The organism is Chitinophaga rupis (assembly GCF_900109685.1).
Classification (GTDB): domain Bacteria; phylum Bacteroidota; class Bacteroidia; order Chitinophagales; family Chitinophagaceae; genus Chitinophaga; species Chitinophaga rupis.
In genome coordinates this window covers 1-24,971 of record NZ_FOBB01000014.1, presented here as the reverse complement: position 1 = coordinate 24,971, position 24,971 = coordinate 1, and the positions used below count along the sequence as shown (strand labels likewise).

General features: G+C 47.9%; 25 protein-coding genes. 9 read left to right on the top strand and 16 right to left on the bottom strand.

Annotated elements, in window-relative coordinates; genetic code table 11:
- Nucleotides 1-13 precede the first annotated feature (13 nt).
- Both BMZ54_RS31895 and pdhA read right to left on the bottom strand, forming a co-directional pair.
- Complete coding sequence (locus tag BMZ54_RS31895; RefSeq protein ID WP_089921218.1) at nucleotides 14-724, bottom strand: tetratricopeptide repeat protein; 711 nt, start codon at nucleotides 722-724, stop codon at nucleotides 14-16.
- 132 nt (nucleotides 725-856) lie between these two features.
- Nucleotides 857-1,867, bottom strand: a complete 1,011-nt coding sequence (gene pdhA / locus BMZ54_RS31890; RefSeq protein WP_089921217.1) for a pyruvate dehydrogenase (acetyl-transferring) E1 component subunit alpha — start codon at nucleotides 1,865-1,867, stop codon at nucleotides 857-859.
- A 250-nt stretch (nucleotides 1,868-2,117) separates the two neighbouring features.
- Here pdhA and recF point away from each other — a divergent pair, with 250 nt between their 5' ends.
- On the top strand, nucleotides 2,118-3,329 hold the full coding sequence (gene recF, locus BMZ54_RS31885) for a DNA replication/repair protein RecF (protein ID WP_238386749.1): 1,212 nt from the start codon (nucleotides 2,118-2,120) through the stop codon (nucleotides 3,327-3,329).
- 96 nt (nucleotides 3,330-3,425) lie between these two features.
- On the opposite strand, the gene BMZ54_RS31880 is transcribed toward recF, so the two are convergent.
- Nucleotides 3,426-4,331, bottom strand: a complete 906-nt coding sequence (locus BMZ54_RS31880; protein WP_162277731.1) for an AraC family transcriptional regulator — start codon at nucleotides 4,329-4,331, stop codon at nucleotides 3,426-3,428.
- A 95-nt stretch (nucleotides 4,332-4,426) separates the two neighbouring features.
- Between BMZ54_RS31880 and BMZ54_RS31875 the strand changes: the two genes are divergently transcribed.
- Complete coding sequence (locus tag BMZ54_RS31875; RefSeq protein ID WP_162277730.1) at nucleotides 4,427-5,464, top strand: alpha/beta hydrolase family protein; 1,038 nt, start codon at nucleotides 4,427-4,429, stop codon at nucleotides 5,462-5,464.
- Nucleotides 5,465-5,482: 18 nt separating this feature from the next.
- Nucleotides 5,483-5,770, top strand: coding sequence for a DciA family protein (locus BMZ54_RS31870; RefSeq protein WP_089921212.1), 288 nt, complete (start codon nucleotides 5,483-5,485; stop codon nucleotides 5,768-5,770).
- A 191-nt stretch (nucleotides 5,771-5,961) separates the two neighbouring features.
- On the opposite strand, the gene BMZ54_RS31865 is transcribed toward BMZ54_RS31870, so the two are convergent.
- The 5 genes from BMZ54_RS31865 to BMZ54_RS31845 all read right to left on the bottom strand — a co-directional run bounded on the left by BMZ54_RS31865 (nucleotide 5,962) and on the right by BMZ54_RS31845 (nucleotide 10,926).
- Nucleotides 5,962-6,516, bottom strand: a complete 555-nt coding sequence (locus tag BMZ54_RS31865) for a DUF4252 domain-containing protein (protein ID WP_089921210.1) — start codon at nucleotides 6,514-6,516, stop codon at nucleotides 5,962-5,964.
- Nucleotides 6,513-7,037, bottom strand: coding sequence for a DUF4252 domain-containing protein (locus tag BMZ54_RS31860; RefSeq protein WP_089921208.1), 525 nt, complete (start codon nucleotides 7,035-7,037; stop codon nucleotides 6,513-6,515). Before BMZ54_RS31860 ends, BMZ54_RS31865 begins: the two co-directional genes overlap by 4 nt.
- Before the next feature lie 94 nt (nucleotides 7,038-7,131).
- Nucleotides 7,132-7,611: a hypothetical protein gene (locus BMZ54_RS31855; protein WP_089921207.1), complete on the bottom strand. Its 480-nt coding sequence runs from the start codon at nucleotides 7,609-7,611 to the stop codon at nucleotides 7,132-7,134.
- Nucleotides 7,598-8,116, bottom strand: a complete 519-nt coding sequence (locus BMZ54_RS31850) for an RNA polymerase sigma factor (protein ID WP_089921205.1) — start codon at nucleotides 8,114-8,116, stop codon at nucleotides 7,598-7,600. Before BMZ54_RS31850 ends, BMZ54_RS31855 begins: the two co-directional genes overlap by 14 nt.
- A 353-nt stretch (nucleotides 8,117-8,469) precedes the next feature.
- Nucleotides 8,470-10,926: an FtsX-like permease family protein gene (locus BMZ54_RS31845; RefSeq protein WP_089921203.1), complete on the bottom strand. Its 2,457-nt coding sequence runs from the start codon at nucleotides 10,924-10,926 to the stop codon at nucleotides 8,470-8,472.
- A gap of 344 nt (nucleotides 10,927-11,270) precedes the next feature.
- Between BMZ54_RS31845 and BMZ54_RS31840 the strand changes: the two genes are divergently transcribed.
- Together BMZ54_RS31840 and BMZ54_RS31835 are read left to right on the top strand one after the other, a co-directional pair.
- Complete coding sequence (locus tag BMZ54_RS31840) at nucleotides 11,271-12,179, top strand: helix-turn-helix domain-containing protein (RefSeq protein ID WP_089921202.1); 909 nt, start codon at nucleotides 11,271-11,273, stop codon at nucleotides 12,177-12,179.
- A gap of 68 nt (nucleotides 12,180-12,247) precedes the next feature.
- On the top strand, nucleotides 12,248-12,943 hold the full coding sequence (locus BMZ54_RS31835) for a nitroreductase family protein (RefSeq protein ID WP_089921201.1): 696 nt from the start codon (nucleotides 12,248-12,250) through the stop codon (nucleotides 12,941-12,943).
- Here BMZ54_RS31835 and BMZ54_RS31830 read toward each other — a convergent pair.
- From BMZ54_RS31830 to BMZ54_RS31820, 3 genes are all read right to left on the bottom strand, one after another.
- The gene (locus BMZ54_RS31830) at nucleotides 12,940-13,989 is read right to left on the bottom strand and encodes an ABC transporter permease (protein WP_089921313.1); all 1,050 of its coding nucleotides are present in this window, start codon (nucleotides 13,987-13,989) and stop codon (nucleotides 12,940-12,942) included. The genes BMZ54_RS31835 and BMZ54_RS31830 overlap by 4 nt on opposite strands.
- A 128-nt stretch (nucleotides 13,990-14,117) precedes the next feature.
- The gene (locus tag BMZ54_RS31825; RefSeq protein WP_089921199.1) at nucleotides 14,118-15,206 is read right to left on the bottom strand and encodes a BT_3928 family protein; all 1,089 of its coding nucleotides are present in this window, start codon (nucleotides 15,204-15,206) and stop codon (nucleotides 14,118-14,120) included.
- A 63-nt stretch (nucleotides 15,207-15,269) separates the two neighbouring features.
- Entirely contained in the window at nucleotides 15,270-15,827 is a 558-nt protein-coding gene (locus BMZ54_RS31820) for a DUF1599 domain-containing protein (RefSeq protein WP_089921198.1), read from the bottom strand.
- Between the two features lie 60 nt (nucleotides 15,828-15,887).
- Here BMZ54_RS31820 and folP point away from each other — a divergent pair, with 60 nt between their 5' ends.
- Nucleotides 15,888-16,730: a dihydropteroate synthase gene (gene folP / locus BMZ54_RS31815; RefSeq protein WP_089921312.1), complete on the top strand. Its 843-nt coding sequence runs from the start codon at nucleotides 15,888-15,890 to the stop codon at nucleotides 16,728-16,730.
- Nucleotides 16,731-16,803: 73 nt separating this feature from the next.
- Complete coding sequence (locus BMZ54_RS31810) at nucleotides 16,804-17,613, top strand: diadenylate cyclase (protein ID WP_089921197.1); 810 nt, start codon at nucleotides 16,804-16,806, stop codon at nucleotides 17,611-17,613.
- Nucleotides 17,614-17,799: 186 nt separating this feature from the next.
- Here the strand turns inward: BMZ54_RS31810 and BMZ54_RS31805 are convergent, their stop codons facing one another.
- Nucleotides 17,800-18,669 carry an FKBP-type peptidyl-prolyl cis-trans isomerase gene (locus BMZ54_RS31805; protein WP_089921195.1) on the bottom strand — a complete coding sequence of 290 codons (870 nt, stop codon included), beginning with the start codon at nucleotides 18,667-18,669 and terminating at the stop codon, nucleotides 17,800-17,802.
- Between the two features lie 68 nt (nucleotides 18,670-18,737).
- Nucleotides 18,738-19,757 (bottom strand): DHH family phosphoesterase, encoded by a 1,020-nt coding sequence (locus BMZ54_RS31800; protein WP_089921194.1) that lies wholly within the window; start codon nucleotides 19,755-19,757, stop codon nucleotides 18,738-18,740.
- 263 nt (nucleotides 19,758-20,020) lie between these two features.
- Between BMZ54_RS31800 and BMZ54_RS31795 the strand changes: the two genes are divergently transcribed.
- Nucleotides 20,021-20,437, top strand: a complete 417-nt coding sequence (locus BMZ54_RS31795; RefSeq protein ID WP_089921192.1) for a nucleoside-diphosphate kinase — start codon at nucleotides 20,021-20,023, stop codon at nucleotides 20,435-20,437.
- Nucleotides 20,438-20,550: 113 nt separating this feature from the next.
- On the opposite strand, the gene BMZ54_RS31790 is transcribed toward BMZ54_RS31795, so the two are convergent.
- Nucleotides 20,551-21,159, bottom strand: coding sequence for a winged helix-turn-helix transcriptional regulator (locus BMZ54_RS31790; protein WP_202909415.1), 609 nt, complete (start codon nucleotides 21,157-21,159; stop codon nucleotides 20,551-20,553).
- 4 nt (nucleotides 21,160-21,163) lie between these two features.
- Here BMZ54_RS31790 and BMZ54_RS31785 point away from each other — a divergent pair, with 4 nt between their 5' ends.
- Nucleotides 21,164-21,886, top strand: coding sequence for a hypothetical protein (locus tag BMZ54_RS31785; RefSeq protein ID WP_089921308.1), 723 nt, complete (start codon nucleotides 21,164-21,166; stop codon nucleotides 21,884-21,886).
- Between the two features lie 143 nt (nucleotides 21,887-22,029).
- Here the strand turns inward: BMZ54_RS31785 and BMZ54_RS31780 are convergent, their stop codons facing one another.
- Together BMZ54_RS31780 and BMZ54_RS31775 are read right to left on the bottom strand one after the other, a co-directional pair.
- A complete protein-coding gene (locus BMZ54_RS31780) occupies nucleotides 22,030-24,405 on the bottom strand; it encodes an ABC transporter permease (RefSeq protein WP_089921190.1) in 2,376 nt (791 codons plus the stop codon).
- A gap of 347 nt (nucleotides 24,406-24,752) precedes the next feature.
- A partial coding sequence (locus BMZ54_RS31775) for an integrase core domain-containing protein (protein WP_143081208.1) occupies nucleotides 24,753-24,971 on the bottom strand: 219 nt, incomplete at its 5' end.

Sequence of the window (24,971 nt, the reverse complement as noted above, 5' to 3'; positions counted from 1 at the left end):
ACGAATTAGTCAATTACTCTTTCACTTCTCCCAGCTTGGCCAGGTATTTATCCATTTCGCGGCCTTCGTTGGTTTGGGGATATTTCTCTTTAATCTCTTTGTAAATAGCAATGGCGTCCTGCGTTTTACCGGCTTTCTGCAAAGCCAGGCCAGCGCGGAACAGGTACAGGGGAGCGGTCAGCTCATTATCGCTGTAATGACCGGCTTTCTTGTAATAGTCAATGCCATCCTCTGTTTTATTCAGCTCCATATAGGCGTCGCCGGTAAGGCCATATGCATATGCCTGTACCAGTTTATCATTGGCGCTGAATGATTGCAGCAGGTCAATACCTTTCTGGAACTCGCCCAGGCGTACGTAGCAAACACCGGCGCTGTATTTAGCCAGGTTGCCTACTTTGGTACCGCCGTATTTATCAATTACCTGTAAATAACCATAGTTGTTACCATCACCGTTCAGGGCCAGCTTAAAAGAATCGGCAGCAAAGTACTGCTGCGCGTGGAACACCATTTCCTGTGCTTTCTTTTCGTTGGGGGCTTTAATAAAACGGTTGTAGGCAAAGAAACCGCCTACGATCACGATCACTGCTACTATTGCAATGTTAATGACGTTCTTGTTCTTGTAATAAAAATCCTCTGCCTTGTGCATGGATTCCTGCAGGTCAAAATCCTGCTTAGCTGTTGTAGTGTCTGGTGTAGCGGCTTTATGCTTTGTTTCTGCTGCCATTTTTTTTGTTTGTTATCAGTTTTTACTCATAGGTGTGAGTAATAGCGGTTAGTGACGAATGGTTAGCTGTTAGCGCACGCGGATAACCTCCGCAAAAATACCAACAACTAACCATCTGTACCAAATCACTTATTAGTCTACTATAAAAGGATAATCCTGCTGCATGTAAACATCCTTCAGCAGTTCATCATCGGAAGGCCAGGGTGATTCTTCAGCGAACTTCACACATTCTTCTACTTCGTTCTTCACCTTCTCGTTGATGGCTTCAATTTCTGCGTCGGTTGCCCACTTGTTCTTCTGGATCGTTTTCAACACTACGTTGATAGGATCTTTCTCTTTATATTCTTCTACTTCTTCTTTGGTACGGTATTTAGCCGGGTCGCTCATCGAGTGGCCGCGGTAACGGTAAGTTTTGATCTCTACCAGGGTAGGACCATTGCCTTCGCGGGCGCGTTTTACTGCGCGGTCCAGGCCTTCGTGTACGGCTTCGCAGCTCATACCGTCAATAGTATCGCTGGGCATTTCGTATGCTTCGGCCAGTTTATAGATGTCCAGTACATTAGAGGTACGTTCTACAGAAGTACCCATGGCGTACATGTTGTTCTCGCAAATAAAGATCACCGGGAGTTTCCACAGCATGGCCATGTTAAAGGTTTCATGCAGGATACCCTGACGGGCGGCGCCATCGCCAAAGAAACAAAGCACTACGTTATCCGTACCCTGGTATTGCTCAGCAAAAGCCAGTCCGGCGCCGGTTCCTATTTGTGCGCCTACGATACCGTGGCCGCCGAAGAAACCTTTTTCCTTGGAGAAGAAGTGCATGCTGCCTCCCTTACCTTTGGAGCAGCCGGTTGCTTTACCATACAGCTCTGCCATACAGGCATCTGCAGTAATGCCTTTGGCAATTGCCAGGGCGTGATCACGGTAAGCGGTGATGAATTTATCAGAGGGTTTGGTGGCACTCATAGCGCCTGCGGCAATTGCTTCCTGTCCGATGTACAGGTGGCAGAAACCACGGATCTTCTGCATACCATATAACTGTCCTGCTTTCTCTTCAAAGCGGCGCAGTAAGAGCATCAGCTCATACCAATACAAGTACGTTTCTTTCGTAAACTTCGTCTTCGCTTCTGTTTTAGTAGCCACTGTTTCTAAATTTGTCCGCAAATATAACAGGAAAATCCTAAAAACTAAATAACTGTGACAATTACCTGTAAATTTGTCGTTTACGAATTAGAAATTAAGCTGAAAGCGCAAAGCGGAAGGCAGAAAGCAGAAAGCAGAAAGCACAAAGCAGAAAGCAAAAAGCTTAATGCAGCGTGCGGTATTGGCGGAAAGCAGAAAGCTTAGTGCAGCGTACAAGATTGCCGGGAAAGCTTAAAGCCCATTGCAGCCTATGGGTAACAGCAGCGGCCATACCCCGTATCAGCTGCCAACATACAGTATGGCCCGGCTTTCCACTTTCTGCTTTATGCTTTCCGCTTTCTGCTTTCCGCTTTTCCCTTATTTTTGCCGCTTGCTTACCATCAAAAACATATCACTTACCCAGTTCAAGAACTATGCGCATACCGCTTATGCCTTTGAGCAGCGCATTGTAGGTATTACCGGCCGTAATGGCAGCGGCAAAACCAACCTGCTGGACGCCATTTATTATCTGTGCTTCACCAAAAGCTACTTTAGCAGCAACGAGGGGCAAAATACGCAGTACCAGACCAACGGCTTCCGGCTGGATGGGCAGCTGGAACGCAACGGGCAGCCCCACCGCATTATCTGCACCCTGAAAGATGGTAAAAAAGACATTACCCTGGATGAGGAAAGCTACGACCGTTTTTCCCGGCACATAGGGCAGTTCCCGGCCGTAATGATTGCGCCGGATGATGCAGAGATCATCCTGGGCGGCAGTGAAGAGCGCCGTAAGTGGCTGGATGGCCTGCTTTCCCAGCTGTACCCCAATTACCTGGAACACCTGATCACCTATAATAAGATCTTACAGCAGCGCAACAGCCTGTTAAAGACCATTGCCACCCAAAACCGCAACCAGGACGCCCTGCTGGACATTTTTGATGACCAGCTGGTGCAGCACGGTGTGCCGGTATTTGAAATGCGCCGGGCCTTTTTGCCCGCCTTTATACAACAGGTACAACAATTATATGATTACCTGGCCGGCAAACATGAGGTAGTGAGCATCCAGTACCAGTGTAACCTGCTGGAACAGCCGCTGGATAAGCTGCTGGCTGCCAACCGCCATAAAGACCTGCTGCTGCAGCGCACCAGCGGGGGTATTCACCGGGACGACCTGGTGTTCCTGCTGGACGGGCATGCCATGAAGGCCAGCGCCTCCCAGGGACAGCGTAAAAGCTTCTTGTTTGCCCTGAAGCTGGCCCAGTACGAGGTGATTAAACAACAAAAACAGTTCCCTCCCCTGCTGCTGCTGGATGATGTATTTGAAAAGCTGGACCAGGAGCGGGTTACACGCCTTATTCAGCTGGTGAGCAGCCCGGAGTACGGGCAGGTGTTTATTACCGATACGCATGCTGCACGGCTGCAGGAGGCATTTCAAGGACAGGCTGGGTTTCAGCTGATTGAGATTGGCAAAAAAGAGGAATAAGGTAAGTACCCATAAAATGCCGGACCCGAATTGCGCACGGGTTACAGCGCAATTGCGCAGCAATCTCCCGCAGGGAACACCCTGGTTTTATACCAATCACTCCCTCACCGGCAGATGTATCTCCGTTAGCAGCTCCTCTGGTGGCGTATTTTTCCGGCTATTCAGGTATACTTCAAAGGGCGGCACTTCCCGCAGCTGCATATTACTGTAAGGCAGCCAGGTTCTGTAGGCCTGGCTCCAGGTTTGCCATAAGGTATCATACGGGCCTTTGTGCAGGAACACCGCCCATTTTCCGGCGCTTATCAGGCACCTTTCCATGGGTTTTACAGGTACATGTTCCAAAGCCTCCGGCAGCACTATGCAGGCATCGAAACGCCATTGCGCGGTATCCAGCAGCTCCATATCGCGCAGCACCCCTAGGCGCAATTGTACATGGCTGCTAAGCTCGTGCTGGTTTAAGTAATCGTACAAAAGATCAAAAGTAGCGCCGGCATTAAAGAACTCATTTTCCACTCCCTTTTTGCTCAGATATAATAAAGGCAGGTCCGGCAGCTCGCGTATGGCCGCCTGCAGCGTACCTGCCGGGCGCTTGGTTTTAGCGGGCCCTGGGGGATAACGCAGCTTTTCCCTGCCTGGCCGGCGCGCGGGCAGCATGCCAAATGCTTTCCTGAACACTTTTATAAAGGCCGATGTGGTCTGATAGCCCACCGCAGCGCCGGCATCTGCTACGCTGCAGCCATCCTCTAACAGCTTGGCAGCTTTTGCCATGCGGATGCGGGTAATGTACTCCCCTACCGTTTCACCGGTAAAGGCGGAAAAGATGCGGTGAAAATGAAAAGGTGAAAAATGAGCCTGGGCAGCAATAGCTGCAATGCACAGCTGCTGATCCGAATGTGCACGCATATAACGCATGGCCTGGTTAATGCGGTTCCGGTAATCCATCGTGGTATCCGGGCGGTTGCTGCTTCCGGGTCTTTCATACTGCCAAGATAGTAAAACCATGCTTTGCAATAATGCGATCTTGCTAACTTCTGCTATGCGCATGCGGGGAATGCATTTGCTATTTAATTTTAAGCGCCATTCTGAATAATATGATGATGAAAATACTCCTGACCGCTTTATTATTTGCCGGTACTGTTTGCGCGCAAACCAGTGCGCCTATACCCAAAACAACCTTCACTCCGCAGCCCACCGGGGTTAGCCAGCGGGAATTTGCAGACAGCTCCCGCAGCAACTGGCTGGGCACTGGTCCGCGGCCTATACGCTGTATTGCCTGGTATCCATCCGGCGCCGGCGGGCACACAGAGCTCATACAGGATTCCATACAGTTCCCGGCACCCGTAACCGCCATGCGGGATGCCGGCCTGTCTGCCCGCAAAAAAAAGTATCCGCTCATTCTCATCTCACATGGCGCGCAGGGCCATGCATTACATATGCGGTGGCTGGGTTATTACCTGGCTTCAAGGGGATACATTACCATAGCAGTAGATCATAATGGTACGGATGCGGAAGAACGAAAAGCCGCGCTGCTTACACTCTCTGATTTTTGCATGTGGATGAGGCCTAAAGACTTATCCTTTGTACTGGATAAATTACTACAGGATCCGTTGTTTGCCGGCCGTATTGATACCAGCCGTATAGGCGTGGCCGGTCTTTCCCTGGGCGGCGCTACCGCTATATGGATAGCAGGCGCCCGGTTTGACCTGCAGCACCTGGCGGCCAATGCGCCACCGCCACCGGGCAGCCTTAAAGCAGATGTTGACCGCCTGATCGCTTTATCCAAAACAGATCCGGTGGTGAAAAGCATGATGGTACATGCTGCAGATGATTACCACGACAAGCGTATTAAAGCAGTATTTGCATTAGCGCCTGCTATTGGAGAGGCATTCACAAGAGAAGGTTTACAAAACATACGGGTGCCTGTGCAGGTAGTAGTGGGTGATGAGGATATTATTACACCCAAGGAAACCAATGCAGCGCATTATGCAGCAGACATTCCCACGGCGCGTAAGCTCATTGTATTACCGGGTGAGCGCGGGCATTACACACATCCCACAAGTGGTACATCACGTGCGGTAGAACTGCAGGAAGTAAGTCAGTTAGCCTATGATTTTTTTGCGGAGGTATTGAAATAACTACGTTACCTTTGACGCATGCGTCATGGTATTAGCTCAATAGGAGATGCACTCCGGGAATATATGAATAAAAGCCGCCTGAAACCGCGGATGATGGAGGTGCGTATACAGGAAAACTGGGAACAGCTGATGGGTAAAACCATTGCCCGCTATACACAAAATATACAGCTGATTGACGGTAAGCTGATCATAACCACCAATGTAGCTCCGCTTAAACAGGAGCTTAACTACGCTAAAGAAAAGATCATTAAACTGGTGAATGAAATGCTGGGGGAACCGGTTGTACGTGAAGTAATTATTAATTAAGAATGAATAATTAAGCATTAATAATCGCAGAAAGCGTTGAACAGGTAATCAGGAGTTTCTCATCTCACAAAACATTGCTGCTTATTTCCTTTTTGTATAAAAAAAGAATGAATAATTGATAACCAACCGGTAGCTGAAAAAACTGCCTCTGTGATTATTAATTATTCATTCTTCATTATTAATTAAGCCGGCTACAGGCTTTGCGTACTATCAGCCGCAGCAGCTACGGGTTTTGATGCTGCCATCTTTTTATCGATCAACCCCTGGATATCGCTCATTTTCAAACGGGTGTGTAGGTGCACCATTACCAGGTCTTCTTCGTCCTTTATCAGCACTACCAGGTTGCCCAGCTCATCCCCTTTCCCTTTGTTCATCATGTACACGTGGCTGCCTTCACTCCTTACTTCCAGCAATGGTTCCAGACCTGACCGCTGCACCAGCGTATTCCTTAGTTTTTGTATATCGGCGGAGGCTATGCTTTCATGATCGTCTGCCGTGATGGTATATACTTTCAGCTTGCCTACTTTTTTCAGCATGCGTTTTATCACGTACACATCTTCATCATCTATCAACCGGGCGGGTATTAATCCGCGGCCGATCTTTATCAGGAAGCCCAGGCCTATGCGGTGGGTTTCTGCGCGGTCGTAGTACTCACGCTGGAAACGTTTCAGATACTTCTGCTGGCTGAAAGCCGGACCGGCAGCGCATGCCAGGCCAATAAAGAGGAAGAGGGCGCGTACTTTCATTTCTTTAATTTTTTGAGGTTTTCCATTCCGTGAATGTTCATGTTGCCGGCTATCTGTGATATTTCGTTCAGGTCAATATCGCCCACCAGGCTCATAGCCACAAATTCATCGTCGCTGCCTACGAGCATGATCAGTTCTGCAATATTGCCTTTGGCGTTTTCCTTTACCATGAATTTCAGGTCTGTATTATCATCGCGTACGGTCATCAGCTCTTCCATGTCTTTGGTAAGAAAAGCGGCGGCTTCGCGGTACAGCTTGGGACCATCCTTCGTGTCTTCTTTTGCCAGGATGCGCAGGCCCCTGAGCTTCTTTATAACCTGCATAAACTGCTGGCCTTCACCGCTGTTAATATCCAGCTTACTGAACATGCTGAACATTTTAGGCGTTACGCTTACCAGTGTAAAGCTGCGGTCCTCTTCATATTTCTGGAAGAAACGGTCTATAGCGCTTCCCTGGCCCTGTGCGGATAACCGTAACCCGGCAACGACCAGCAGGAGTATTAATATGATTTGCTTTTTCATGATCTTAGTTTTTTGTTTTTAGAACGGCGGAAGGATCTTTAATTACGAATGAATGGCGCGCGCACTTTTACTGTAATTGAACAACCCTTAATTATTAATTCTTAATTTTCTGTGTAGCATCGTTAAAGTAAGACAGCTTCTCCATCTGCTCCGTACCCTTATTCAGGTTACGGGACAGCAGCTGCAGGGCTTTCTGCGTTTCCGCATATGCCTTTTCCGGATCATCAAATGTATCTTGCTGCGTCCAGTCGGCGGCTATCAGCTCATGCTGTTTTTGCCGGAACTGCTGCACGCTGTAACCCACGCCGGCCATAATAAGCAGTACGGCGGCATACTTCATCCAGTGCTGCCAGGGTTTGCTTTTACGCAGGGGCACTATCCTGGCCGCCGGTTGCGGTATTTCCTTCTCCTGTTCCAGCCGAAAGTACTGGAACATAGGGGCAGCTTCCCGCAGGTCTTCCGGTAAGGCCTGTGTGTGCGTTACAAAAAAATGGCGGAGCATCTGTTCCTCTTCCAAAGAAGATTCCCCCTCCCAATATTTCTCCAGCAGCGCTCTTATTTTATTGTAATCCATATACCTGAATATTTTGCAGTTGTTCCCGTACGGCTTTCCTGGCACGGTGCAGGTTTGTTTTCACTTCATTCATTGTCAGCTCCAGAATGTCGGCAATTTCCTGGTAGGAAAAACCGTCAATGTCACGCAGTTGAATAATAGTCCGGTATTTTTCCGGCAGGGCGTGTATGATCCGGTGCACGCGGTCCATCACATCCTGCTGTTCGGCGGCCAGGTGCGGGTTGGACTGGTGGGAGGCTTGCATAGTATCTGCTTTGTCCAGTAATTCCGTGTTCCGGTATTTTTTGGACTTCAGCCGGTCCAGGGCCAGGTTGCGCACTATGCGCATACACCAGGCTTCCAGGTTTTGCAGCTCCGCCATCCTGCCTTGCTGGTTCCATACCCTGAGCATCGCATCCTGGGTAATGTCCTGGGCATCCTGCTCATTATTCAGCAGGCGGTAAGCAAAGCGGTACAGCTTTGGCCTTATGGGCATTACCTGGGAATGAAACAGCTCTAATGACATATCAACGTTATGGCGTTTTCTCGATGTTATAACAGGAAGACGACCGGTGAAAAGGTTTGTTACAAAAAGTACAAAAAAAAATTCCCGCCCACCAATTGATGAACGGGAAACTTCAACCATAGTTATAATCGGGGGAGACTATACTTTATTAAAAAGCTGACCGTCCGGATGTTTTGGCCTGATTTACAGGGCCATACGGCCGGTAGTGAAATTTGTGCTTATGCTGCCGGTAACCAATATAATAGTGAATACCGTGTTAAAAGATAATGGCTTATTCTGAGTAAATGTGGATCACTCTAAGATAAGGCAAACTAAGCAAACTTACAAGGTAATGTGCCCACCCGCACATTGAATTACTCCGCCCTCAGACTCTTAACCGGGTTAGCCAGGGCTGCCTTTACGGCTTTATACCCTACTGCTACCCAGGCAATACCTATGGATAATAAAACAGAGAGTACAAAAATACCCCAGCCCATACTGGTATGATAGTGAAAACCGGACAGCCATTCCTGCATAAAATAATATCCCAGGGGGGCCGCTATTATAAAGGCAATGCCTATTAATAAGGTGAACTCTTTTGAGAACAGGTATACAATATGCTGCACGGATGCGCCCAGCACCTTACGGATGCCCACCTCCTTGGTTTTTTGTACGGCCATGAAGGATACCAGCCCATATAAGCCCAGGCAGGAAATAAAAATGGCCAGGAAGGCAAATACTTTGAACAGCTGTGCGGTCATCGCCTCTGCGGTATAGAACCGCCCGATCCGGTCATCAAAAAAAGTAGGATCGTACAGGTAAGTGGGATAGACCTCTGTAAAGGTCTTTTGCACCTGCTTCAAAGTGGCCGCCATCTTTTCACCTGGCTGTAAACGCAGCGCCAGCGTGCCATACTGATCATAATCAGATGTAAGCACTGTGGGTTGAATGGGATCCCGTAAGGAGCTGTTATTGAAGTCCCGCAGCACACCTACTACCGGGTACCGGGGGCTGTTATCCCTGAAACCAATGAGTTTTCCCAGGATCTCTTCCGGCGACTTTAATCCCAGCTTTTTCACCAGTGTTTCATTCACCAGCAGCTCACGCGCAGTATCGCTGGCAAAAGGCAGTCGGCCGGCCACCATGCTCATTTTGAAGGTGTTCAGGTAACCGGTATCTGCAAACAGCCGTTTTATGCTATAAGGCTGTTTTTCAGCATCGTTATTATAAAACACGTCCGTAAAATATCCGGATATGGAGGAAGGGCTGTTACTGCACAACGCAGCCGATGCAACGCCCGGCAATTCCAGCATACGCGTTTTCAGGTAAGGGTATTTAGTTTTTAAAGTACTGTCGCTGGGCAGGTCTACCAGCAGAATGGCCTCTTTCTGAAAACCCATGGACTGCTGGCGGAAATACTTCATTTGTTTTACCACTACCAGGGTACCTATTACCAGCAGCTGCGCAATAATGAACTGGAACACCACCAGCCCCCGGCGCAGGGAAATACCGCCCACGGTGCGGGCGCTGATCTTATTTTTAATGGCTGCTACCGGGCTGAAGCCGGATAATACCATGGCCGGGTAAAAGCCCGCCAGCAGGGTTACCAGCAAGCCGGTTGTTATTAAGAACAACAGCAGGGAGGGGCTATGTAACAGGTCTATGGTCAGTGTTTTGCCCATCAGCTGGTTTAGCTGCGGTATAAACAGCAGGGCTAGTATAATACCGCTGATCAGCGCCAGTAAAGTAATCAGGGCTGTTTCGTTCAGGAACTGTTTTAACAGCTGCAGGCGGTTGCTGCCCAGCACTTTACGCACGCCTATTTCTTTGGCGCGGGTAACTGCCTGCGCAGTGGCCAGGTTTATAAAGTTGATGCAGGCTACCAGCAGTAAAAAAATGCCAATGAGGCCCAGCGCCCATAACTCTTTGATGGAAAGACTATTGCCCCTGATGGTACCAAAACGTTTATCCAGGTGCATTTCCCGCATCGGCTGGAAAGTGAGCCTGGTGGTGGTAAAGGTGTGGGCCTCATCCTCTTTGTAATTATTCTTTACAAATGCAGGCAGCTGTGCCTGTAAACGTTTTATATTTTCATTTTTGGGCAGTAGCACAAAACAGGCGGAATTTCCGGCAAGGGAGTGCCAGTCGTCCATAGCTTCTGCCTGTTGCTGCGGAGTGCCGATCAGGTTCATGCGGGTAGCGTTGGAAACACCCATGCGCAGCGGTATATCTGTATGCTCCGTCAGGTTCTTAAATACTCCTATAACGCGCAGGGGTACACGATAAGACCATAGCTGTATGGTTTTGCCCATGGCATTGTGGATGCTGCCAAAATAGCTGGTGGCTATCCCCTCTTCCAGCACCACGGTGTTAGGCTCTTTGAGGCCGGCGGCATTACCATCCAGCCAGGTAAAATCCAATATATCAAACAGGGAGGGTTCTGTAAAAAATAACCCGCCGGTTTCTCTAAACCGCTTTTCGTCAGACAGGTTTTTACCGGGCACGTAGATCTGCGCGCCGCCAATTTCCCATATAGTAGCCACTTTTTCCAGCGTGGGAAAAGTTCTTTGCAGGCCACTGGCCAGCGGTAGCACCACCATACTATGTGTCCAGCCTACTTCCCCGTTGCTGCGGTTAATGCTGCTGGTTACCACCCTGTATATACGGTCGCGTTTTGTCTGGTAATCATCATAGGTCATTTCATGCCGGATCACCAGGAAAATGAGCAATCCTGCGCCGATACCTACTGCCAGGCCCAGGATATTGATCAGGGAAAAAGAACGCTTTCTCCATAATGCGCGGAAAGAGAGCTTAATGCTGGTATTGATCATAACTGTGAGATTGGCTACTGCCGTACAAAAAACAGGTCAGAAATATACTCCTTTAATTTTCAATGATATACGTACGGGGAAGGGTGTGGGTTTGTCCGGTTACGGAACAGGGAGTGTGCGAATATGAACAATAGGACGTAGTACTATCAACTATAAAAAAAAGGCGGGCCCGCTCTCAGTTGAAGAACGGCCCCGCCTGCGTTCATAACATGCTGGTATCGGCAAGCCATACCATTCTTTTTGTGTGCTGTTGTTGTGTTAAACGTGAACCAGAAGCGGCATCCAAAGTATGCAATCCAAATTTAGGATAATCACCCCCTTACTTTTAAATACTTTTTTATCCTATGTTTGTACTCATCGGATCAAACATACCCGCTATGGCAAGGGATGCGCAAAAGATACCTTCTTACCCGCTGGAGCTGGAGCAGCAGCCTGCCGCACAATTCAACATACGCCGGGTATTGCGCAGCGGTTATGATGAAAGGAAATGGGTGGCCAGCCCGCACCGGCACAACTTCTACTTCCTGGCCCTTGTACAGCAGGGGCATGGCAAACACCTGATAGATTTTAAGGAGTACACACTTGCACCCAATACATTGAACATTATCAGCCCTCACCAGGTGCATCATGTGCACGAGCAGCCGGATGCCGGTCAAACCGTAAAAGGCATTGTACTTGCCTTTACCAAAGATTTTGTGCATCCCCATCCCCTGCTGGATAATATTGAATGGATGGAAGGCCAGCTGCACCTGGACGAAACCGAATTACAGCTGCTGCTAAACCTTTGCGAGCAAATGCTGGCGGAGTTTGAAGCAGCGCAGCCCATGAGCGACCGCATTATTAAAAACTACCTGGATATTTTATTCTCCTGCATTAACCGTATGATGCAAACCCGGGAAACCACGCTGCAGCTCTCCAACGATGCCCGTATTGTGAAAACGCTGCAACAGCTTATACACCAGCATTTCCGGGAGCAAAAGTCGGCCGGGGAATATGCGGCCCTGCTGAACCTTTCATCCGGTTACCTGAGCGGGATCGTGAAAAAACAAACCGGTAAAAGCCCTTCCCAGCTTATTGCCGACCGGGTGATACTGGAAGCCAAACGCCTGCTGGTACATACTACAGATAGTGTAAAGGAAATTGCCTACCTGCTGAACTTTAATGAAGCCACCTACTTTTACCGCTTTTTTAAGAAATATACCGGGCAAACACCCGAACACTTCCGCGACGAAATCCGAAAAAAGTATAGTTAAACCCGGGTATTGTATGCAAACAGGGGCTGCCCGGCGGCGGATCTTTGCAGTAACAATTATTACTGCATATGAATAACGTGATCACAACCACACATAACGTACATCCGCTGCTGCTGGACCGTTGGAGCCCTAAATCTTTCCGGGACACCCCGGTATGTTCCAACACTTTAAACCGCCTTTTTGAAGCGGCCCGCCTGGCGCCCTCCTGCTTTAATGAGCAGCCCTGGCATTTTGTAGTAGCCACTAAATCGGATGCCGCCCTGTATGAAAAGATCTTACACTGTTTTACGGAAGATAACCAGGCCTGGGCGCAAACCGCACCAGTACTGATGATAGCTGTAACCAAGCTGTATTTTGAACACAATGGCGCGCCCAATGTATTTGCCTGGCATGATATGGGGCTGGCTGTAGCCAACCTTACCTTCCAGGCTGTGTTTGAAGGGCTGCAGGTTTGCGAAGCCGCCGGTATTGACCATGAAAAAGTGTATACTGAGCTTGCCATTCCGGAAGGCTACCAGCCCTGTGTGGGTATTGCGCTGGGCTATGCCGGTAACGGGGACAACCTTTCTCCTGTATTACAACAAAAGCATAACCGGGAAAGAACCCGTAAACCGCTGAGCAGCTTTGTGCATTATGGTGAACCGGACCTGCATATGAAATTAAATGAGCAGCAGAAACAGGTATATGAGATGATGAAAGGAAAGTTTGAGTTCGGGGACCTGCGGCCGGTGTTTGAAATGGCCAGGGCACGTATAAAACATTAAAGCTTAATGCGGGGATCTACAATGCTGTACAGCACATCTGCCAGCAGGCTAATGATCACAAAAATGCCGGCGGTGAATAACACAGATCCCATGAGCACGGGAAAGTCAAATTTCTCCAACGCATCCACCGTTACTTTGCCGATGCCTTTCCAGCCAAAAATATATTCTACAAAAAAAGCGCCTGCCAGCAGCTCTGCAAACCAGCCGGTAACCGCGGTGATCACCGGGTTCAGGGCATTACGCAATGCGTGTTTAAAGATCACGGCGCTACGCTTCAGGCCTTTGGCATATGCCGTGCGTATGTAGTCCTGGTTCAGCACATCCAGCATGGCGCTGCGGGTTAGCTGCACTATAATAGCCAGCGGGCGTATGCCCAGCGTAATGGCCGGCAGCACCAGGTTACGCAGATTCATCACCCGGCCCTTAAAAGGATCCATATCGAACAGGCTGCCTGTCATATGCAAACCGGTATACTGGCTCAGCACAAAGCCAAACAGGTAGGCCAGCACAATACCTGCAAAGAACGATGGTACGGAAATACCCAGCACACTGGCAAAAATAGCGCTGGTATCCATCCAGGTATTTTGTTTTACGGCAGAGAGTACGCCCAGGGCAATACCGGCCACCGTGGCAAACAGCATAGCTGCCAATGCCAGCAGCAAGGTGCCTGGCAGGGCTTCTATGAGTATTTCCCACACATCTTTTTTGCCCTGGTAAGAGCGGCGCAGGTAGGGCGTTTTTAGTACCAGTATTTTGGAAGAGGATATATGCAGTAACGTTAGGTAGTGCAGCTTATCGCGCGCTTCCTGCTCCGGGTGAATGCCAATGGGCAGCAGATCATTCAGGTATAGCAGGAACTGTACAGGCATTGGTTTATCCAGGTGCAGCTCCCGGCGCACATTTTCCAGGGAGGCCACATCTGCCCGCTGCCCCAGGGTCAGGCGCGCAGGATCTGCCGGCAGCACATTGAACAGCACAAATACTAATACCACTACCCCCAGCAGTACCAGCAAACCATATGATATTTTTTTTAGCAAGTAGTGCATGGTGGTAAAAAAGTCCATGGTCCATAGTCAATGGTCCATGGCATGGATCGTTGGATGAATACTTCCAGTACCATGATGTATTACATTACGTTATAGGCCATGGACTATTGACCATCGACCATGGACCCTCAAGGAATATCATTATAATGCCATTTCCCTTTAATAGTGCCCTGCTCTAATAAAATAAGGCAGGGGTTACTGCGGCCGGCGGTTTTAATAGCCGTACCATCCATTTGCACAAAGGGGAAGCTGATGCCATGCGCCTTTTCAAAAGCCGCTACGGCTTCTTTACTGGAGCCGGTAACTCCGTATATATATACTTCATTGGCTTCCATCTTTTTTTGCAGCGCCTGCATTTTTGCATCCCAGCCTTTACCGGCAGTGGCGGTGTTCAGCACCAGGAACAGGTATACCGGTTTAGGTTCCGATAAAATGGCCTGGGTTTGATTGCCGCCATCAAAATCCGTTAAAATAAAATCCTTAATGCCCGGTTCTCCAACACCTTTTTTCACCAGCTTATCCTTACGGTCTACAAATTTCCAGGTGCTGTCGGACCAGGGATAGTTTTCCATGGTGAACTCTTTGCGTTCCCCGTTCTTTTCGTAGATCATGGTGGTTTCATATACATCCGGCGTAGAACCCGGCGGCATTTTCATTTTTTCAGGAATGTTGTTGCCCACTTTATATGCCAGGCAATCTACAAACGGCAGGTGGCTTAACGTGTACCACTGTACGCCGAAGGAGAATACCAGCGCGGCCGCCATAATAATATTGGATGCCATTTTAGGGAACAGCGGTTGTATACGTTTGCGGTAGGCAAAGATCACCAGGATCATTACTAACAAAGCAACATCCTTATAGAAAGTTTGTTCTGCCGTAAGCTTAATGCAATCCCCAAAACAGCCGCATTCCTTAATGGTGCCGCTGAACAGCGCATAGCCGGTAAGGAAGGTGAAGAAAATGATGAGCAGCAGCAACAGCACGGAGAACAGGCGCATACGATAGCCCAGCAATACCGCTACCCCGGCTACTATTTCAAACACGTTCATGGTTACAGAATACACCAGGGAGTAGTGCGACATAAAGGTCATGTGCAGCACCTCAAAGAACTCATCCATTTTATAGCTGAGCCCCAGCGGATCATTAGCCTTAATAAGGCCGGAAAAAATAAAGAGTACGCCTACGAGTATGCGTAATAGGATCAGGATAAACTTCATATCTGCAATTATAAGACAGCGATCAATTTAAAGAATTAATAAGGAACGGCGAATAATTAATGATCAAAGGCGGCCCGCGGGTGCGGCTTCGTCTATTTTGATCAGGGCAAACAGCGCATAGTTAATGATGTCCACGAAGTTAGCATCAATGCCTTCTGAGATCAGCGTTTTACCTTCATTACGCAGTATTTGCTTGATGCGCAGCAGCTTAGTAAGTATAAGGTCCACAAAGGATTCCTGGCTCATATCGCGCCAGGCTTCGCCATAGTCATGGTTCTTATCTTCCATTACGCTTTGTACAAAACGGGCCTGCTCATCGTACAGGCGGGATACTTCGTCTACCGGCAGGTCCTGGTAGGGATTGCCATGCTGTCCCAGCTGTATAAGACCAATGATGCCGTAGTTCACAATACCGCGGAACTCCCCGTCAATCTGATCCTCCACCTTCTGGGTGCCCAGCTCCTGGATGTTGCGGATGCGCTGTGCTTTTATAAAGATCTGGTCGGTAACGGAAATGAGCCTTAATACCCGCCAGGAGGTGCCGTAGTCCCTGGCTTTTTTAATGAAGATATCTTTACACGTGCCGATGGCCTGCTGGTATTGCGCTAAGGTGTTGCTCATTGTCTTTATTAAGGAAGAAACTTTAATTTGCAGGGCAAAGTAACAAAAAATAATGTGCGGATGAACATTCAACCCTACACCCTCTCCTGCCGTGGTCAGCTGGTAGACCTTAGCACTCCGGTAGTGATGGGCATTATTAATATTACCGATGATTCTTTTTATGCAGAAAGCCGCAGCCGGCACCTGCAGCATATAATAGAAAAAGCCGGTGAGCACCTGGCCAATGGCGCCCGTATACTGGACCTGGGCGCCCAAAGCACGCGCCCGGGCGCTGTCACTGTTGGTGCGCAGGAGGAGCTGGACCGCCTGCTGCCAGCCATTCATGGCATCATTAACCATTACCCGGAAGCTATTATTTCTGTGGATACCTATTACGCCGCCGTGGCAGAAAAAACCGTGCAGGCCGGGGCTGCCATTATTAACGATGTTAGCGCCGGAGAAATGGACCCGGACATGTTAGCAACTGCCGGCCGCCTGCAGGTACCCTACATTGCCATGCACATGAAGGGCACACCGGCCACCATGCAAAAAGATCCGCAGTATGATAATGTGGTACGGGAAGTGCTGGATTATTTTATACAGAAAACTGCGCAATGCAGGGCCGCCGGTATTAACGATGTGATCCTGGATCCCGGTTTTGGTTTTGGGAAGACGATTGCCCACAATTACACCCTGCTGCGTGATCTGAACCTGTTCCACATCCTGGAGTGTCCCCTGCTGGTAGGCGTATCCCGTAAATCCATGATATACCGTTTGTTAAACACTACCCCGGAAGCCGCGTTAAACGGTACAACGGTGATCCATACACTGGCTTTACAGCAGGGCGCACATTTGCTGCGGGTGCATGATGTAAAGGAAGCGGCAGAGACTGTGAAGCTGCTGCAGTACATGCATTCCCTGTAAAAAGTGTTGCAACAGCGCAGTACATATAAATCTAAAATCGTAAATCTGGGATCTAAAATCTATTTTTACAATTATGGATATGTTTCAATTTTACGGATATAGATTTAACTGGCTGAATATTCTGGACCTGTCGATCGTAATTTTCCTGGTTATTCAATTATACCGGTTATTAAAGGGCAGCCTGGCTTTCAACATTTTCGTGGGCCTGCTGATGGTGTACCTGGCTTACTTCCTGGTACAGGCGCTGGGCATGCCCATTCTCACCAATATTTTACAGAACTTCATTAACGTAGGGCTCATTGCCATTATCATTATATTTCAGCCGGAGATCCGCAAGTTCCTGCTGGTACTTGGAAAGAAAACACCGTTGAGCAAGGATAGTTTTTTTACCAAGCTGTTTATGCCGGACCGGTTTAAAAGCTACCGCGAAGAGGAGAATATTATTAATGAAGTGATCACTGCCGTGGGCCACCTTTCTGCCCGCCATACCGGCGCCCTCATTGTGATTGCCACTACCCACAGGGTAAAGTTTGATACGGCCAGCAGCATTGGTATTGATGGCAACATCAGCGCCAAGCTCATTGAAAGTATTTTTTCCAAAAGCAGTCCCCTGCATGATGGGGCGCTGATCATTGTAGGCAATAAGATCCTGGCCGCCAAGGTAATACTGCCGGTATCCGACAATCCCAACCTGCCTACCCGTATTGGTTTGCGCCACCGCTCTGCCGTAGGTATCACAGAACATAGTGATAACCTGGCCATCGTAGTATCGGAAGAACGCGCTACTATTTCCTATGCGCAGGACGGCCGTTTGGTACAGGATGTATCCCTGGAGGAGCTGAAGATCAAGATGTATGAAGTATTGGTGGATGGGGAGAGTTAATTAATAATTAAGAATTAAGAATCGTGGGGCAACTACCCTGCACTACCATAATTGCAACATAAAGAGGAATGGCGTTTCAAGTAAACGCCATTCCTCTTTTTAATTAATTATCCAGTCTTCATTATTAATTAAAAGGGCTGTCTCAATCAAGATTGAGACAGCCCTTTACTATTAACTTTCCGAATATTACTTACCGGGAGCAGCAGGTGCAGCGGCAGGCGCTTTACCTGGCTTCACATCAACCAGTTGCACATCAAATACCAGTACAGAATTGCTGGGAATGGCCGGGGGGCTACCCTGCAGGCCATAAGCCAGTGAAGAAGGTATTACCAGTGTAGCTTTGGAACCTTTATTCAGGGAACCAATACCAGCATCCCAACCTTTAATTACAAAACCCTGGCCAATAGGGAACTTAATAGGTTCCAGCGGCATACCGGGGCGTAATGTAGAATCCAGGCTGGAGTCAAAGGTTTTACCGCTCAGCAGCTTACCGGTGTAGTGTACAAACACGGTATCGCCGGGTTTAGGCATATCGCCGGTACCAGGCTGGCTAACGGATACGTATACACCTTCAGCATTCTTGGTAGCGTTCAGCTTATGACTATCCAGGTATTCTTTTATTTCCTTTTCTTCTTTGGCAGTTTGTGTAGATGCAGAATATTTGTTCTCTACAGCAAAAGTTACCTTCAGCTTGTCGCCTTTTTTACCAAACGGCGGACGGGGCTCTGGTAAAGAATCCCAGGGAATAATGAACGTAGCGCTATCTCCTTCTTTCAGCAGGGCTAATCCTTCCATCAGGTCATATTTATTCACTGATTTGGAGATCAGCACCGGCACAGGCGCACCCACCAGCTTGCGGGATTCTGCCAGGATAGAGTCGTTCAGGCGCTGGGTAATGTTCATCAGCACCGTATCGCCCAGCTTCAGCTGTGCACCGCTGCCCGATTTATGTACGGTGTATTCTACACCACCTGGTGTTTTCTTGGGCCCACCGGCACCGCAGCTAGCCATGAACAAGCCTAATGCTGCTACAAGTAACTGATTGTTTTTTTTCATCTGTAGGTATTTGTCTTTATTTTTTTTGGTCAGTCTTTAACGGTCAAAGCCTGAAGGATGTTGTACCCTCAAACTTTTATATGATCCTGTAATAATGCTTCGTTCTCTTCCATAGCATGGATAAAGCGCTGTACTGTTTTTTCCAGCGTATCCGTACTTCTGCCGCCGGCTGCATTAAAGTGGCCGCCGCCTTCAAAATATTTACGGGCGAAGGTATTCACGTCAAAATCACCTTTGGAGCGGAATGACAGCTTTACCTCTTCCCGGCGGTCTATGATCAGCGCTGCCATTTTAATACCCTGTATAGATAATAAAAAGTTCACTAATCCTTCCGTATCCCCTGTTTGCAGGTCAAACCTTTTCAGGTCTGCATAGGGAATTGCCATCATAGCCGTATTATATTCGTAGAAGACCTCCATCCGGTGCAGCAGGCTGTGGCCAATAAAGCGCAGGCGGTTTTCCAGGAAATTGTCGTAAATGTTCTGATGAATGATCTCATGCTTTAACCCCCTGTCCATCAGGTCTGCTACCATACGGTGCACCCTGGCAGAGGTAGAGGCGAACCGGAAAGATCCCGTGTCCGTGACGGTTCCGGCATAGATACATTGCGCAATCTCTTCGGTAATATACTGCTCTTCTCCCAATTTATAAAGCGTTTCATATACCAGCTGTGCGGTAGAGGAAGCTTTGGTATCACTTACACCATAGTCAAAAGTAGGCTGTGGCTCCAGGTGATGGTCAATGAGTATTTTAGGACATTTCAGCTGCTCCAGGTACGGCGCCAGGTTCTTGGTGCGGTATAAAGCATTGAAGTCCAGGCAAAATAACAGCTCCACCCCTTCCAGTGCGCTCATGGCCTTGTCCTGCATGGATTCAAAATCCACCACCAGGTCGGCCCCGGGCAACCAGGCCAGAAAATCCGGAAAGTTAGTAGGTGAAATAACAGTGATGTCATGTCCCTTCTGACGCAGGTAGTGATACATGGCCAAAGACGAACCCATGGCATCTGCATCCGGTTTCTGGTGCATGGTAATCACCACTTTTTTAGGGGTTACCAGCAAAGGCTTGATTTCCTCGATCGGCTTCATACCAAGAATAAGCGGATGATAAAATATTGTTATGCGTTCATTTAAAACGAAGTGCGAAGTTCTTTATTTGGTGCAGAATTTCAAAATTTTGTCCCGGATTTATCTGATAAACAAATTCTGGTTACCTTTGCGCCCGTTAGACGATAGTCCACAGTTGGCAGTGGACAGTTAGCAGTCGACTGCCAACTGCCCACTGCTGACTGCCAACTCTTGTGGTGGACAATGAACCTCAGAACAAACAATTTAACTTGGAATAACAACATATGGGTAACAGAACATTTACGATGATTAAGCCGGACGCAGTAGCCAATGGGCATATCGGCGCCATTTTGGAAAAGATCAATGGAGCTGGCTTCCGCATTGTGGCACTCAAAATGACCCGGTTATCAACCGAAAAAGCGGGCGAATTTTATGCTGTACACAAAGAGCGTCCTTTTTACGGGGAGCTGGTGGAATTTATGAGCAGCGGTCACATTGTAGCGGCTATCCTGGAAAAGGACAATGCCGTGGAAGATTTCCGCAAGCTGATCGGCGCTACCAACCCTGCGAATGCTGATGCCGGCACTATCCGCAAATTATTTGCAGAATCCCTGGGCCGTAACGCTATTCACGGTTCTGATTCTGATGAGAATGCAGCTATTGAAGGCAGCTTTTTCTTCAGCGGATTAGAACAGTTCTAAGCCAACACTTTTTCATAATAGAAAAGGGCCGTCTCAAAAGAATTGAGACGGCCCTTACTTTTATAGCATTCCGCTGCGCATCAATAGGTTGTTGGCGATGGTTCTGCCGGCTTTCAGGTATTTAATGTGGTATTGGACTTATGTAAGCGATAGAGCTGAATATGCTGCGAAGTGAGCTGCCTGATCACCCCGGCTTTGTCTTTCCGAAGGGCCGCCGTCAATTCTTTTTTTAGGTCACTATTGTTTTGGGAGATGCCCCAAAGTGCCATTTCTATTACGATCGGGATAGTGGTTACGCCCTTTTCGGTTAAACAATAACCTATTCTTGCCTTACCTGCAACAGGATATTTCATAAGAAGTCCCTGTTCCTCCAACATCTTTAACCTATCCGTTAAGATGTTGGTTGCAATGCCTTCCGCAGATTGAAGGAAATCTCCAAACGTATGCTTGTCATGCAATACAATGTCCCTGATAATGAGCAATGTCCATTTATCTCCAAAAAAATCAAGACTGAAACTAACAGGACATTCAGACCTTTTTTTTATCTCTTTCATGTGATCGTAACCCAGGATCTTACTTGCAATTTGAAAGTGCAAAGTTAAGCGTTTATTATTCATTTTATCTTTTTGCACTTGCAAAATACAAGTAGATAATAGTATATTTGCACTTGTAAATAGCAAGTGCAAATACTGCCCTGCGAGAAATAAAAGTTTTAAACACATGAAAATGAGCAACTTATTAGAGTCTGTGATAGACGCTTATGGCGGACTAAACAACTGGAGGAAATTTGAGAACATATCCGCCAGCTTAAGAATTGGAGGCATAACCTGGGCGTTAAAGCAGGTGCCCGGCATTATGGATAACATAAATGTCGTCACCAGTACCCGGAAGCAGTTTACCTCTTTTTACCCATTCGTTGAGAAGGACTGGCATAATTCATATGAGCCAGGTAAGGTGGCTATCATCAACAACAGGAATGAAGTGATAGAAGAGTTACTTGATCCACGTGCTACTTTTTCGGGGTATGTAACAAATACTCCATGGTCGAAGCTGCAATTAACTTATTTCACGGGTTATGCGATGTGGAATTATCTCAATGTTCCATTTTGTCTTGCAGATCCCGGGTACAGTTTTAAAGAGCTGGAACCCTGGGAGGAAGATGGCGAGACCTTCAGACGTTTACAGGTTACATTTCCGAAAGAAGTGGCCACCCACGGCCCGGTGCAAACTTTTTATATAGACAGCAGCGGATTGATAAAGAGGCATGATTATAACGTAGAAATTCTCAGTGGTGCGCGAACAGCTCATTATCTGGCGGACTATGTGGAAGTGCAGGGAGTTAAATTTGCCACTAAAAGAAATGTTTATCTAAGGCAGGAAGACAATACTGCCAAAAAACCGGAACCATTATTCATATCGATAGACATTCGTGATATTAAGCTTAGTTAATGCGATGAGGAGAGGCTGATAAATATCAAACGGGACCATCTCAGTTACTTTCGGGACGGCCCCGTTTTTGTTTAAGACTTTAAATATCAGGCTTACCCGTATCGCTGCATTCCTTTTTAATTTTTACTTTTTTACTTTTTACTTTATTCCGTTCTCAAACTCTTCACCGGGTTGGCTATCGCTGCTTTTATAGTCTGGAAGCTCACCGTTCCCAGTATCAGCACTAATGCGCCTAAGCCTACACCTGCAAAGATCCACCAGGATAATGCTGCCCGGTATTCATAATGCTGCAGCCAGCCATGCATAAAGTAATACCCCGCAGGTATAGCTATCAGCAATGCAATTGTAATGAGCATCACAAAATCTTTGGATAACAAGCACCACACATTAAACACCGTAGCGCCCATTACCTTACGTACGCCAATTTCCCTGGTGCGCTGTTCCGCCACAAAAGCAGCCAGCCCATACAGGCCCAAACAGCTGATGAAAACAGCCAGGATGGTAAAAAAGGCGGCCAGCTTGCCCAGGCGTTCCTCATCCTGGAACTTGGCCTGGAAATCATCATCCGCAAAAGCATATTCAAACGGCGTAACGGGATTATACTTTTTAAAGATGGTTTCTATCTGCGCCACAGCCTTGCCGGCGCTCAGCGCAGGGTTAATACGCAGGTTAATGAACTTTACCCTGTTAAATGCATCCAGGTAAAATATAGTAGGCCTCACCGGATCAAACATAGATTGCATCACCATATCCTTTACCACGCCAATTACATGGTACTGGCGGCCAAAAGCATTCACCATCTCTCCTACCGGGTTCTCAAAACCCATGTATTTTACGGCGGCCTGGTTTAATACAAAACCGGCTGAATCCGTGGCAAAGAGCTTATTAAAATCGCGCCCGTCGGCCATTTGCCAGTTAATGGTTTTTCCAAACTCAGGGGTAATGGCCATGGTCACAATTTCATCCTGCATGTTTGGGTCTTTACCGCGCCAGCTAAATCCAATGTTGGTAACGCCTGCATACATAGCAGAGCTTTGGGATTGTGCCACACTGGTTACCACCCCGCTTTCCAGCAGGGCATCGCGGAAGGCAGGATAATTTTTACGGGTTTCCTCCGTGATCATACGCATGGTTAATAACCCATTGCGGTTAAATCCGATAGGACGGTCTTTTGCAAACAGGATCTGTTTAAAAACAATAATGGTGCAAATGATCAATGTTACTGAAATGGAGAACTGCATTACCACCAGCGTTTTACGCGGCACCGCTGCAAAGCGCCCGGCCTTAAAAGGCCCTTTCAGGACCTTTACCGGTTTTAAGGCCGACAGGTATAATGCAGGGTAGCTGCCGGCAAGCACGCCGGTAAACAGGGTAAAACCCAGGCACAGTAACCAGAATATAGGTTGCCCCCATAAGATGCTGAGCTTTTTATCTGCTATCCCGTTAAACCAGGGCAGGATAAGGCTTACCAGCAACAGGGATAATAGGAAACAAATGAATGCCGTAAGTACAGACTCACCCAGGAACTGCAGGATCAGCTGCCCCCGGCCGGAGCCAATAGCTTTGCGGATGCCTACTTCCTTAGCCCGTTTTTCTGAACGCGCCGTGGCCAGGTTCATGAAATTAATGCAGGCCAGTAGCAGCACAAAGCCGCCAATGATACCAAAGAACCAAACAAACTGTATGCGGCCACCTGCCGGCAGCCCGTTCCTGAACCTGGAATACAGGTGCCAGCGGTTCATAGGATGCAGGAACGTCTGCGGCTGAAAAGCATCGCTGTTCATCCTCTGCAGGCCTATATTTTTGATCTTTGCAGATACCTGCTGCATATCCGTATTATCCGCTATTTGCACATAGGTTTGGAACCAGCGGTTCCCCCAGCCTGCTTTGCTGGCCAGGTCTTCGCTTTGGGCATATAATTCCCAGGGCGATATGAAACCCAGGTTTGAAAAGGTGGTGTTAGCAGGCAGGTCTTCATATACGCCGGTTACCTTTACATCCAGCTTGTTATCAATTTTCATGAGCTTACCTATGGGATCTGCCTCTCCGAAAAAAGTTTTCGCTACGGATGCGGATAACAAAATGGAAGCAGGGTCCTGCAGGCCGGCGCGCGTGCCTTTGAGCATATGCAGGGTAAGCATTTCCGGCGCCTGCGGCTCCATATAACGGCCGTTCTTATTAAGATTGTTATCCCCGTAGGAAAGGATATGACCCGCAGGATCTGTAGCCGTAACTACATACTTAAAATAGCTGCCGTACTTAACCCGCAGCTCCGGCGCCATTTGCATAGGCTCATCACCACCGGTTTGTATTTCCCCGTTCACATACTGGTTGGTCATTACCATGGCAATACGGTCATGGTTTTGATGGTATTGGTCAAAGGACAGCTCATCCCATATCAGCAAACCAATGAGTATGGACAGGGCTATGCCTACCGATAATCCTGCAATATTGATCACTGACTGTGACTTGTTCTTAAGCAGGTTACGCCAGGTAGTTTTGAGTTGAATGTTAACCATATGCAGCTATTTTCCCCTTTGTAAGATAGTGTTTGACTTACTAATTGAATGCCGGAGTTTAACACTATTGATAATCAGCTGGTTACCTGCTTTTAAATGCTTCTCTTGTCCGGTATTGACACAGGTTGGTGTCCGCTTGCGGACGGTGATGTTCCCTGGTGCATTTGTCGTCTTATTGCCCGCCGATTGTCAGATAAGCCATATATAAGCCATATGTAAGCTATATGTGAGCCATATATAAGCTATCCCTTATAAGGGATGGATTGTCTTAGTACAGAAAAACCTTACAGTTGACGTATTGAATGCAGAATTGGCTTTACAGGTTGTAGATTGTTTCAGCGAGCGCTTTACAAGGGTAATTTACTCATTGTTTTTTTTCTTGGCTTCCATTTTTTGGCCAAAGGGCCTGTTCTGGTATGTGCCTCATTGGGCGTCAGATAGTTACAACTCATATGAGGCCTGACACGGTTATAATAGTCGATGGCCTTACCAACAGCATTGACGGCGTCGCCATAGTTGCTAAACGTCCTTTTCAGCCCAAACTCATGTTTTAAAATGCCATTTAC

Excerpts from the sequence above, each read along its gene's own strand:
- BMZ54_RS31850 (WP_089921205.1), bottom strand. The coding sequence starts at position 8,116 with ATGTCATTAGAGCTGTTTCATTCCCAGGTAATGCCCATAAGGCCAAAG.
- BMZ54_RS31880 (WP_162277731.1), bottom strand. The coding sequence starts at position 4,331 with ATGGTTTTACTATCTTGGCAGTATGAAAGACCCGGAAGCAGCAACCGC.
- recF (WP_238386749.1), top strand. The coding sequence starts at position 2,118 with ATGGGTAACAGCAGCGGCCATACCCCGTATCAGCTGCCAACATACAGT.
- BMZ54_RS31790 (WP_202909415.1), bottom strand. The coding sequence starts at position 21,159 with ATGTGTTTAAAACTTTTATTTCTCGCAGGGCAGTATTTGCACTTGCTA.
- BMZ54_RS31845 (WP_089921203.1), bottom strand. The coding sequence starts at position 10,926 with ATGATCAATACCAGCATTAAGCTCTCTTTCCGCGCATTATGGAGAAAG.
- BMZ54_RS31875 (WP_162277730.1), top strand. The coding sequence starts at position 4,427 with ATGAAAATACTCCTGACCGCTTTATTATTTGCCGGTACTGTTTGCGCG.
- BMZ54_RS31835 (WP_089921201.1), top strand. The coding sequence starts at position 12,248 with ATGAATAACGTGATCACAACCACACATAACGTACATCCGCTGCTGCTG.
- BMZ54_RS31895 (WP_089921218.1), bottom strand. The coding sequence starts at position 724 with ATGGCAGCAGAAACAAAGCATAAAGCCGCTACACCAGACACTACAACA.
- BMZ54_RS31780 (WP_089921190.1), bottom strand. The coding sequence starts at position 24,405 with ATGGTTAACATTCAACTCAAAACTACCTGGCGTAACCTGCTTAAGAAC.
- BMZ54_RS31810 (WP_089921197.1), top strand. The coding sequence starts at position 16,804 with ATGGATATGTTTCAATTTTACGGATATAGATTTAACTGGCTGAATATT.
- BMZ54_RS31855 (WP_089921207.1), bottom strand. The coding sequence starts at position 7,611 with ATGGATTACAATAAAATAAGAGCGCTGCTGGAGAAATATTGGGAGGGG.
- BMZ54_RS31860 (WP_089921208.1), bottom strand. The coding sequence starts at position 7,037 with ATGAAAAAGCAAATCATATTAATACTCCTGCTGGTCGTTGCCGGGTTA.
- BMZ54_RS31870 (WP_089921212.1), top strand. The coding sequence starts at position 5,483 with ATGCGTCATGGTATTAGCTCAATAGGAGATGCACTCCGGGAATATATG.
- BMZ54_RS31805 (WP_089921195.1), bottom strand. The coding sequence starts at position 18,669 with ATGAAAAAAAACAATCAGTTACTTGTAGCAGCATTAGGCTTGTTCATG.
- BMZ54_RS31800 (WP_089921194.1), bottom strand. The coding sequence starts at position 19,757 with ATGAAGCCGATCGAGGAAATCAAGCCTTTGCTGGTAACCCCTAAAAAA.
- BMZ54_RS31795 (WP_089921192.1), top strand. The coding sequence starts at position 20,021 with ATGGGTAACAGAACATTTACGATGATTAAGCCGGACGCAGTAGCCAAT.
- BMZ54_RS31785 (WP_089921308.1), top strand. The coding sequence starts at position 21,164 with ATGAGCAACTTATTAGAGTCTGTGATAGACGCTTATGGCGGACTAAAC.
- BMZ54_RS31865 (WP_089921210.1), bottom strand. The coding sequence starts at position 6,516 with ATGAAAGTACGCGCCCTCTTCCTCTTTATTGGCCTGGCATGCGCTGCC.
- BMZ54_RS31820 (WP_089921198.1), bottom strand. The coding sequence starts at position 15,827 with ATGAGCAACACCTTAGCGCAATACCAGCAGGCCATCGGCACGTGTAAA.
- BMZ54_RS31825 (WP_089921199.1), bottom strand. The coding sequence starts at position 15,206 with ATGAAGTTTATCCTGATCCTATTACGCATACTCGTAGGCGTACTCTTT.
- BMZ54_RS31840 (WP_089921202.1), top strand. The coding sequence starts at position 11,271 with ATGTTTGTACTCATCGGATCAAACATACCCGCTATGGCAAGGGATGCG.
- BMZ54_RS31830 (WP_089921313.1), bottom strand. The coding sequence starts at position 13,989 with ATGCACTACTTGCTAAAAAAAATATCATATGGTTTGCTGGTACTGCTG.
- folP (WP_089921312.1), top strand. The coding sequence starts at position 15,888 with ATGAACATTCAACCCTACACCCTCTCCTGCCGTGGTCAGCTGGTAGAC.